The 9514-nt window shown below is 51.1% G+C and carries 10 protein-coding genes; 6 read left to right on the top strand and 4 right to left on the bottom strand.

Annotation, left to right across the window (positions count from 1 at the left end):
- On the top strand, positions 1–503 hold a 503-nt coding region (locus LBJ25_03975; GenBank protein ID MDR1453115.1), incomplete at its 5' end, for a hypothetical protein.
- Positions 504–586: 83 nt separating this feature from the next.
- Positions 587–1054, top strand: coding sequence for a small multi-drug export protein (locus tag LBJ25_03970; GenBank protein MDR1453114.1), 468 nt, complete (start codon positions 587–589; stop codon positions 1052–1054).
- Here LBJ25_03970 and smpB read toward each other — a convergent pair.
- Positions 1044–1481 carry an SsrA-binding protein SmpB gene (gene smpB / locus LBJ25_03965; protein ID MDR1453113.1) on the bottom strand — a complete coding sequence of 146 codons (438 nt, stop codon included), beginning with the start codon at positions 1479–1481 and terminating at the stop codon, positions 1044–1046. The genes LBJ25_03970 and smpB overlap by 11 nt on opposite strands.
- A 16-nt stretch (positions 1482–1497) precedes the next feature.
- On the opposite strand from smpB, the gene LBJ25_03960 reads away from it, so the two are divergent.
- From LBJ25_03960 to lnt, 4 genes are all read left to right on the top strand, one after another.
- Positions 1498–1695: a hypothetical protein gene (locus LBJ25_03960; GenBank protein ID MDR1453112.1), complete on the top strand. Its 198-nt coding sequence runs from the start codon at positions 1498–1500 to the stop codon at positions 1693–1695.
- Between the two features lie 72 nt (positions 1696–1767).
- Positions 1768–4077, top strand: coding sequence for a hypothetical protein (locus tag LBJ25_03955; GenBank protein MDR1453111.1), 2310 nt, complete (start codon positions 1768–1770; stop codon positions 4075–4077).
- A gap of 14 nt (positions 4078–4091) precedes the next feature.
- Positions 4092–4832 carry a hypothetical protein gene (locus LBJ25_03950; protein ID MDR1453110.1) on the top strand — a complete coding sequence of 247 codons (741 nt, stop codon included), beginning with the start codon at positions 4092–4094 and terminating at the stop codon, positions 4830–4832.
- Positions 4832–6379, top strand: a complete 1548-nt coding sequence (gene lnt, locus LBJ25_03945; GenBank protein MDR1453109.1) for an apolipoprotein N-acyltransferase — start codon at positions 4832–4834, stop codon at positions 6377–6379. The genes LBJ25_03950 and lnt overlap by 1 nt, the downstream gene beginning before the upstream one ends.
- Before the next feature lie 30 nt (positions 6380–6409).
- Here lnt and LBJ25_03940 read toward each other — a convergent pair whose 3' ends face one another.
- From LBJ25_03940 to LBJ25_03930, 3 genes are all read right to left on the bottom strand, one after another.
- Entirely contained in the window at positions 6410–6700 is a 291-nt protein-coding gene (locus LBJ25_03940; GenBank protein ID MDR1453108.1) for an antitoxin, read from the bottom strand.
- A gap of 2 nt (positions 6701–6702) precedes the next feature.
- Complete coding sequence (locus LBJ25_03935; protein ID MDR1453107.1) at positions 6703–6975, bottom strand: toxin; 273 nt, start codon at positions 6973–6975, stop codon at positions 6703–6705.
- Between the two features lie 104 nt (positions 6976–7079).
- Positions 7080–9197: a glutamine synthetase III gene (locus LBJ25_03930; protein ID MDR1453106.1), complete on the bottom strand. Its 2118-nt coding sequence runs from the start codon at positions 9195–9197 to the stop codon at positions 7080–7082.
- Between the last annotated feature and the right edge of the window lie 317 nt (positions 9198–9514).

Here is a 9514-nt window from a genome sequence, read left to right as displayed (position 1 = left end):
GTGAACCGCTTTATGCCATTAAGGGCGACACGAGCGGGGCGCAGTATATATCGTGCGCGGTTGGTGACAGGCAGGTCATGTTGCCTGCCGAGATCGGCGGCCGCCCGACTGGCGAGCTTATGAGATCCTTGACGGATGTTCCGCTGGACACTATCAGCGAAGTTCAGACAATAACTGTCGCTGACAGCTCCGGCATTGTCTTAAAACACAAAGATGAAGCAGGCCAGGACTGCTATACTTTTCTGATCGCTGCTCAGGACAATATCACCATAACGGCAGAGCAAATAGCGGAGTTGACGCCGGATAAACCGTATATCGACAGGGATGTCGGAACTACCGGCCTCAAAGCCAGACTGGTCTTTGCGAACGGCAGCCTGACTTCCGTACAAGTCCTTGCTGGTTCGGAAGACTTTGATGCTGCGGAACCCCCTGTGAATTATGTTGATGACAGCGCGGACGGTCTAGGCACTACTGTGCTAGAGCCAGCTTCAGTGTCAAAATAAACCGCCACCCTTTTTGCCCTAAACGACTACTAACACCGCGCCGCGGAGATTGTTTTATTCCCTTTGATGCGCTTTAATTCGCCATGCTGAATTGGCTGATCGTTTTTGCTCTCTCTGCGGCGCCGCTGCTGGAACTGCGCGCCTCGATACCTTATGGGTTTCTGGTCGGACTGTCGCCGCTGACCGTGCTGTTTTTGAGCATTGTCGGTTCCTGGCTGCCAGCTTTTTTTATTGTCTTCGCGCTGGAGCATATCGAACCATTTCTGCGCAAAATAAAATTTTTAGACGCTCTGCTGGACAGGATTTACGCCAAAACCCGCGCCAAAAGCGCGCAGATCCAAAAATGGGAATTTTGGGGTCTGGTCTTGTTTATCGGCGTGCCGCTGCCAGGCACCGGTGTGTGGACAGGCGCGCTGGCCGGTTATTTGCTGGGGCTGGGACGCCGCAAAATTATTCTGGCTGCTTTGCTGGGTACAACGTTGGCCGGTCTGGCGATGACACTCATTCTGACGCTGGGTGTTTCGGGTTTTAATTGGCTTTTTAAACTTTAAAATCCCGCCGCAGTTCACGCTCCAGATCGCGCTGTTTTTTCTTTTCTTTTTTGTCGTACAGTTTTTTGGGCTGGCCGAGACCCAGCAAAACTTTTACGTGGCGGTTTTTCTTGAGATAGACTTTGAGCGGCACGAGATATAATCTTTTTTGCTGTAGACGGCCGAGCAGTTTGTTTATCTCCCGGCGTTTAAGCAGCAGCTTGCGTTCGCGGGTTTCCGGCGGATTATGAATGTTGCCCTGCGCGTAAGGCGCGATGTACATGTTGACCAAAAAAATCTCCGCGCCTTTGGCCCGCGCGTAGCTTTCTTTGATGCTGGCGCTGCCGGCGCGGATCGACTTGACCTCACAGCCGACCAGCGCGATGCCGGCCTCAATGGTTTCGAGTATCGTATAGTCAAAACCCGCTTTGCGATTGGCTATTTCCATAGTAATATATAATAACATGAGTGAATTTATTTTTATTAACTGCCCAAACTGCCAGATGAAGATCAAGATCGATCGGGAGAAAAAATACCACGACTGCGAGGAATGTAAATTTGAGTTTCGCCTCGATCAGGTGGAGCTTCCGGCGGACGCAGCCAAACCGTCAAGCGGTTCTTTGCTGGAAAAGCTCCAAAAACTACAGACTTCAGAAGAATAATTTGCGGCTTGGCCAGAGCGGATGAGCGGCGGATGTCAGCAGGATTAGCGCAAAATCTGTTATAATTCCACTGTGCGGGGGGGGCTTTCATTATTATTGCTGGGGCTGACGGCCGCCGGCCTCTGGGCGGCAGATGGTCTGCCGGTGACGATCCGCGGCGATGAATTAGTCTATCAAGCGGATAAGATCAGCGCTTCCGGCAACGCCCGTCTGGTTTATGACGGCCGCGAGGTGCTGGCTGACCGGATTTTCATTGACACGCGCAGCAGCCGCGTCGAAGTTTACGGCCTCAAAGCCGCGCTGCGGCCGGATTTAACCGCGCAAAAATTTTACATTAATTTCAAAGACGGCGCGAGTGTTTTAAATGCGGAACGCTGGTCTGGCACGCGGGCCGGCTTGACTTCCTGCGATCTGCTGGAGCCGCATTACCGTCTGGCCGCCAAAGAATTTTTGTATTATCCCGACGACAAAATTGTGGCTTATCACCTGACCGCGCATTTTTGGTTTGTGCCGGCGCCGCTTTTTTACACGCCGTATTATGTTTTTTACACGGGGCCGAGCCGGCTGATCTTTACTTTTCCTAAGGTTGGCTCGAATACGGTCGAGGGCAATTTCATCAAAACGGAAACTTTGTATTTTTTGGACGCCGACAATGCGGGCGGCGTGTACTGGGACGCCATGTCGCTCAAAGGCAACGGCAGCGGCTTCTGGCATAGTTATGATTACGGCCAGCCCGGCTATTTTTCTTTTTATCAAGTGTCCGAGCAGGATACCCGGCCAATACGCAACAGTCTGATTTTAAATTGGCGGCAGCGTCTGAATTTTGCGGACGATAATCAACTCGATCTCGAACATCGTTACCGCAAAACTTATCTTCTGCCGCAGGGTTATGACGACAGCCTGTCTGATGTTTTGCGTTATGCTTATCGGAGCCAGGACACCGCTGACCGCTTGAACGCGGAATATTCTTTCCGCGAGGATTATCAGGCGGCGCGCGAGCAGCAAAATTTTCAGACCAATTCCACACTGGGCGCGCAGACCAATAAGACCGTCTGGCAAAAAGAGTTTCGCCGCAGCGACGGCTACCGCTACGAAGCCCTGAACATCAACGAAAGTTTTCAGCTCAATAACGAGTGGCGCTACAGCATCAACCCGGTCTACTACCGCGCCAAGACGGCTAACGATAAATTTTACGAGCAGCGTTTGGATCTGGCGCACTCTCTGGAATTGACGCCGCAGGAAAAAAAGTTTTTTGAAAAAATGACCGCCGAAGCAAAATATTATTACGATCTGGACAATGACCAGGTGACGACTGACGCGCTTTCCGCGGAGTGGGTGGAAAAAGCGCCGGAAATCACGGTCAAAGCCGTGCGGCAGAATATTCTGGGCGCGGACGAAGAGACCGCCTTGTTCTCTATTGATTCCAGCTACAGCAGCGGCTGGATCCGCGAGTCCAAATATTTTTCCGCTTACGCCAAACGCCGCTTTTTTGAGACTGCCAAATACACCGCCAATTATAATTTTTTCAAAACTTTTGAGCTGCCCTATGCGCTGGCGAACGTAACTCTGCTGGAAAGTTACAATCAAGCCGCTTACGGCACGCAGGATCAGCATTATCAATTGTCTGACCGGCCGTATTTGCTGGCCGACTGGTGGGGTTTCTTTAAAAACAAACTGGAATATGAGCAGACGCAGGGCGAGGGCGGCTCGCCGTTTTTCTACGACGACCCCAAGCAGTACCACACCAAACGGGGCAAACACACCGTTGGTTTTTATCAAGGCAGGAGTTGGGAGCTTTCGGCTGTTCTGGGCAAAGATTTTGAGAATAATCTTTACGACGACGATCTCTACAATCTGCGCCTCGACCCCTGGGCCAACGGCCTGCTTAAATTTAATTTGTCCACCGGCCAGAGCCGCTACACCGCTCTGTACCGCGATCTGATCGGCGGTTTGCAGCTCGGTTTTGGCAAAAACGCCGGCCGTCTGAGTTTTACCAAAGACCTAAATAAAAATTTTGAGGAAAACGCTTACGCCGGCAAATTAAAAACCGCGTCGAGCGAGCTGGATTTTTATCTGGGCGAGCCTTATCGGGAAAACAGCGTTTGGAATTTCTGGACTTCGGAGTGGCATTTTTTGCTCAAAAACACTTATGATTTTTACACGGAATATTTTAATTTGGACACCTTTGGCCTGGGCAAAGACCTGCACTGCTGGTATATGCGCTACAATTTCACGCCGCTGCGCAAGGAATGGTATGTGGTTTTCTCGCTCAAAGCTTTCCCCGAGCAGGAATTCAAGCTGACGGGCAACGAGGATAATGAATTTAATTTTGACGCTTTTTCCGACGCCTTGAACGCGACAGAAGTACGGAGGTATGAGTGATGTATAATTGCCTGATGCGAAAAATTATGCTCTTATTTTTGCCGCTGCTTTTGCTGGTCGGCTGCGGACGTATTGTGACGGACAAAACGATCACTGATAGCTCCGGCAACGCGGTGAATATCCGCGAGGCGGAGTTTACTTTTGCTTTTGCGGGAATGCCGGCGACAGACGTCAATTATAAATATTATTTGGTGATCGCCACGCAGAATATCGGCGGCAACGATCTGCGCTTGCTGCAAGCCGACGGCAGTCTGGATTATTTTGCTTCGCCGGACGACGCCAATATTTCTTCGCAAAATTTCAGCGTTGTATTAACGGAATATTACTCTCAGGTTAATTCTGGAGCAAATTATAACGAAGCATTGGATATAATATATGAACAATATTTTGCCAAATGGGCGCAGTATTTTGTGTATGACAGCGTCGGTCAGTTTTTGTGGCGTTACGGCAGTGGTGGTGGTTTCACGCCGTCCGATCAGGGGCGGCTCACGCCGCAGCAAGCTCAGCCGGTTTCCCGCGCCGGCAATCAACTGCGCTGGAATATTCCTCTGGCCGCATTAGGCGATAGTTTTTATTTTGGTTTACTGACCGTTCAGGACACAGCTGGCTCGCCGCGGCGTTTAATGGACGGCCTGGGTTTGATCCATTTAGATACAAATAAAGCGGAAGACCTGGATAATGTGCCTGACCGCCCCGGCGTTATTCCGCCTGGCTTAAATATAATCAGTTACAATGTGCAAATAAGGGAGTACTGATGCCGGTTGTTTTAAATATTTTTCTGGTGAGTTTTTCAGCGGTCTTGACCGCGCTAGCTTTTCCGCCCTACAAACTTTTTTATCTGGCTTTCATCAGCTTGATGCCGTTCTTTTGGGTGATCTGCCGCGCGCGCTCTTACCGCGGCGTCCTGGGTTACGCGCTGTTATTTGGCCTGCTTTTTTATCTGCTGCTGCTGCGCCACATGCTTGTGCTGGCGGAATATTCCTCCTTGATTTTGATAATTTTGGGCTGGCTGCTGCTGGCTTTTTTTCAAGCGCTCTTTGGCGCCGCGGCGGCGCTGCTCGGCAAATTTGTCCAGCGCAGCGCGCCTGCTCAAAATTTTAGCGGTGTGCTCTGGACTTTGCCGGCTTATGCTTTTGCCTGGGTGTTTTTCGACTGGCTGCGCTCGCTGGGTGTTTTTGGTTTCACGCTCGGCGGCTTGGCTTACTCGCAGTATTTATTCCCCGAGTTTTTGCAGCTGGCGCGTTACACCGGCCCGTACGGACTAACTTTTGTTTTGGTTTTTCTGAATGTTTTTGGCGGAACGCTGGCCGCGCGTTTTTGGCCAGCGGAAAAAACGGAAAAGAAAATTTGGCTGGGCGCTTCCGCCGCGCTGCTTGTTTTGCTGGGTTTTGGCCTGGGTTTAAGCAGTCTGTGCTTAACTTGGCACGACATTTACCAGCAGCTGAATGACAGCCACAAAGTGGTGACGGTGTTCCAGCCGGCTATCCCGCAAAAAGTCAAACTCGACGAGACTTTTTGGCCGGCCTTGAAAAAAAGTTACCTGGAGGATATACGGGATTTTTCTTTGAATGCTAAGACCGATCTGCTAGTCCTGCCGGAAACGATTTTGGGTGAATTTTTACTGCACAATAAAGAATTTATGTTTGCCCTGCGCGACGCTCTGGATTTTTCGCTGGTTTTCGGCATTCCGCGGCAGGGCGACGCGGGTGACGGACGTTACTATAATTCCGTGGTTTTGTTCAATCGTTACGGCGGCCTGACCGTCCTGCACGACAAAAAATATTTAGTGCCGTTTGGCGAGTATTTGCCGTTCAAGCCACTGCTGCACTGGCTGGTGGCGGACACTGGTTTTTTTGACAGCGAGTACAGCGCTGGAGAGACCGGCGCTGATCCTGGCGGCGACTATGCGGCGGCCGTCTGTTTTGAGTCGACTTTTCCGTATCAGCTGCGCGAGCAGATCCGCGGCGGCGGCAGGCTGATCTTGATCCTGACCAATGACGCCTGGTTTGGCCGCACTCCTTTGCTGGATATGCATTTGAGTTACGCTGTCCTGCGCGCGGTGGAAAACAACCGTTATACCGCGCAGTCCGCGAATACCGGCCGTTCGGCGCTCATTGACAACCGCGGACGCATCCTGCGAATGTCCGAGATCGACGCCAAAGAATTTTTGACCACGGAGACAGTTCTGCTGACGGAAAAAACAGTTTACACTTATTTCGGCGAGCTGATCATTTATCTGGCGCTGGTCTTTTTCTTTCTGTATTTTTATCTGCTGCTGTACGCCAAAGGCCGTGGCAGGTAAAACGCTTAGCGTAAATTAGGCGCGGAAAAATTAAGCGTGTATTTTGCTGTCTACTAACCGGCCAGTCAGATATTTATGAATAATACTGGAAATCAGCGTCTGATAAGGCAAGCCTTCTTCAACCGCGCGCAATTTAATGCCAGCCAGGTCGCTTTGCGTTACACGAATATTCATGCGCTGGTCTTTAGTCAAAGTAGCAGTCGCAGCTTTAGCCAATTTTTCTTGCCACTCCTGCAAATCGCCTACCGGCCGCCAGCCGTCTTTTTCCAATGAGTTGATCAGCTTTTTTTCCGCTTTGTCCAAAAATTTTGTTTTTTTCATTTTTAGTCCTTTCTTAAATATTTTTGCGTATACTTGCGGCTGGGGTAAATAGTTTTCAGAAAATAACCCTCCGCTGTAAGTTCTGCGGGCGTCACATATATATATCCATTTACTTCTGTCAGTATAAAAAATTGTCCTTTGTATTTCTCTTGATTGGGGTGGTCCAACACATCGGCCACTTTGCGTTCTTCTATTGCCAGAACAACCTGCTCGAAAGAAATATGGCGTGTTTGTTTTAATAACGCATTTTTTTGCTCATCCCAAACATACCGCATATTCACATTGTATCACAATGTGTGCCTTTCGTAAATGGATATAGACATTAGACACCCTGCCGCAGACCAATGACGCTGACGAATCGACGCTTCGACTTTTTGATTTACAGCTTAAACAGCATATCGCCGTAAGTTGGCGTCGGCCAGAGATCGGCGGGCAGGATAACTTCCAGCGCGTCTACATTCTCGCGCAGGGCGGCAATGGCCGTGAACACTTTATCGCGGGCGAGCGTGGCCTGATCCGTGGCGTCGCCGGCGGCTTTGGCTTGGGCGGCGGCCGTTTCAAGAACCGCGGTCTTTTGATCGATGGCTTCCAACAGTTTGCTGACTTTGGCCAGCAGTTTTTCCGCCACAGCCGTAGGCGCGCCCGCGACTTTCAAGGCGGTAGTCTCTTCGGCCACTTTGGCCGCGGCTTTCAGCGCGGTCGGTATGTACAGCGTTCGGCTCATCTTGATAGCGCACAGCGCTTCGATATTGATGTGCTTGTAATACTGTTCGACATAAGTTTCATAGCGGGAATGTAATTCCTCTTTGCTCAACACGCCGTATTTTTCGAATAACTTTTGCGCTTGGGGCGTCAGATAAGCCTTCAGAGCGTCGACCGAATTTTTCACATTGGGTAGCCCGCGTTTGGCGGCTTCTTGCGGCCATTCCTCGGTGTAACCGTTGCCGTTGAAGATCACGCGGCCGTGTTTCTCGATGACTTCCTTGACGTAGGCGGCGACTTCCGCGTTTACATCTTTGGCTTTTTCCAGCCGGCCGGCCAGCTCGTCCAGAGCTTCGGCGGCAATAGTATTCAGCGCCACATTAGGGCCGGAAATTGACGCTGAGGAACCGACCATGCGGAACTCAAATTTATTGCCAGTAAAAGCAAAAGGCGAGGTGCGGTTGCGATCAGAATTATCCAGCGGCAGAGCGGGCAAAGTGTCCACGCCGATTTTCAAAAATTCTTTGCCGCCGGTTTTTATTTTTTTGCCGGAAGCGATGCCGAACAAAACTTCCGTGAGCAGGTCGCCTAAAAAAATTGAGATAATGCCGGGCGGCGCTTCGTTGGCGCCCAGGCGATGGTCGTTGCCGCTGGTGGCGCAGGTGGCGCGCAGGATGTCCGCGTGTGTGTCGACGGCTTTGATGACCGCGGCGCAGAAAGCCAAAAACTGGCTGTTCTGTTCGGGGGTCTTGCCCGGCTCCAGCAGATTTTGGCCGTCGTCCGTGGACAACGACCAGTTATTGTGCTTGCCGCTGCCGTTGATGCCGGCGTAAGGTTTCTCGTGTAGCAGACAGATCATGCCGTGACGCAGGGCGATCTTCTGAATGGTCTCCATGAGGAGCTGATTGTGATCGGCGGCGATATTGGTCGTGGAAAAAACCGGCGCGATCTCGAACTGGCTGGGCGCGACTTCGTTGTGCTTGGTCTTGGCCAGAATGCCCATTTTCCACAGCTCAATGTCGAGGTCTTTCATAAAAGCGGATACGCGGTCTTTGATCGCGCCAAAATACTGGTCTTCCAGCTCCTGGCCTTTGGGCGACGGCGCGCCGAATAATGTGCGGCCGGCCATGATGAGGTCGAGACGTTCCAGATAATATTTTTTGTCGACGAGGAAATATTCCTGCTCGGGGCCGACGGTCGCCAGCACGGAAACCGCGGTCTTATTGCCGAAAGTTCTCAAGACCCGCAAGGCCTGTTTGGACACGGCGTTCATCGAGCGCAGGAGCGGAGTTTTTTTGTCCAGCGCGTGGCCGGTATAAGAACAAAAAGCCGTTGGTATGCACAGCGTGACATCGCCCGCCGCGTCCGTTTTCAGGAAAACCGGCGAAGTGCAGTCCCAGGCTGTGTAGCCGCGCGCTTCAAACGTCGCGCGCAAGCCCCCGCTGGGAAAAGACGAAGCGTCCGGCTCGCCCTTGATCAGCTGTTTGCCGGAAAATTCCATAATAATGCCGCCGTCATCGGTCGGATTGATGAATGAGTCATGTTTCTCCGCGGTGATATTGGTCAGCGGCTGAAACCAGTGCGTGTAATGCGACGCGCCTTTTTCGATCGCCCAGTCCTTGATGGCATTGGCGACGACATCGGCGACATCCGGCGTCAGCTCGGCCTGCCCGACCAGCGCTTTTTTCAACGCCTTGTAAGTGTCTTTGGGCAGACGCTCTTTCATCGCTTTGTCATTGAACACATTGGAACCGAACAATTCCGTAATATCCGGTTTTTCTGCACAGCAGCCCATAATTACCTCCTCAGATTTTTGGGGTGATAAACCCTGCTTCAGAATTAACAAGCTTTGTGCCAAGCACGAAAAATAGTCTAAATAAGCCAAAAACCGCCCAGAACCAACCGCCTAAATGACAAAAATGTATCTTTTTTTAAGAAAAAATTACAAAAATGTTTAGCGGTGGGTACACGGCATAGGTTGGAGATCGATCGGTTCGCCAGCGTATCCGCAGGATACTCCGCTCAGGGAGCGAGCCTATTGATCCCGTGGAACAAAATGTTTCACGGTGGAAACACACCATATGTAGCGTATATACGGTTTAGTTTTCGGAT

This window comes from Candidatus Margulisiibacteriota bacterium, assembly GCA_031268855.1.
GTDB lineage: Bacteria > Margulisbacteria > Termititenacia > Termititenacales > Termititenacaceae > Termititenax.
The sequence above is the reverse complement of the archived record's forward strand: the minus strand, read 5'-3'. Positions and strand labels throughout refer to the sequence as shown.